This is a genomic window from Paraburkholderia fungorum (assembly GCF_046027605.1).
GTDB lineage: Bacteria > Pseudomonadota > Gammaproteobacteria > Burkholderiales > Burkholderiaceae > Paraburkholderia > Paraburkholderia fungorum_F.
Genome location: NZ_JAQQEF010000092.1, coordinates 1 through 654, shown reverse-complemented (window position 1 = coordinate 654; position 654 = coordinate 1). Strand labels below are relative to the sequence as shown.

The 654-nt window shown below is 58.3% G+C and carries 1 protein-coding gene; it reads right to left on the bottom strand.

Annotation, left to right across the window (positions count from 1 at the left end; genetic code table 11):
• Nucleotides 1-548, bottom strand: a 548-nt coding sequence (locus tag PQR53_RS38880; protein WP_408465900.1) for a hypothetical protein, incomplete at its 3' end; no start/stop codon positions are given.
• Nucleotides 549-654 lie beyond the last annotated feature (106 nt).

Below are 654 nucleotides of genomic sequence, written 5' to 3'. Positions count from 1 at the left end.
CGAAATGCCGAAATGCCGAAATGCCGAAATGCCGAAATGCCGAAATGCCGAAATGCCGAAATGCCGGATAAGCCGAAATGCCGGATAAGCCGGATAAGCCGGACAAGCCCAATGAGCCCAATGAGCCCAATGAGCAGAATGAGCAGAATGAGCAGAATGAGCCGAATGACCCGACCAGGCTGATAAGCGAAAATGGAACGCGAATGCGAAACGGGGCGGCAGTTTTTGAGAAATGCGTTTCGGCCCGCGCAGTGCCGACGGAAGTATGACGACTGTGCCGAAGTGCATTTCTTAGAGCGGTCAGCGTTGCCTTCGCGCTCACGCTTCATCTGGCGCGGTGGCGCGGCGAGTATCGGGTATATCGCATCGTTACCTGTGTCCCGCCATGTCGCGGGGTACATCGCCGAGGCGAAGCCGATGGTTCCCACCGCGCGCAAGCGAAGCCGATAGCTCCCACCACGCGCAAACGAAGCCGCTGGTTTCCCATGCAGGCCGATCCGCGACGCACGCAGTGCGGAGTGGGCGCTGATGAGCGCTTTGTCACTCACGTTGAATGTGCGAGGGCACGGATTCCAGATGCACCACTACCTCCTCCAAGCCAGGGGACCCGCTTAGAAGTTAGCGGTTTGAGCCGCTTTCTCTTGCCTACTTCTC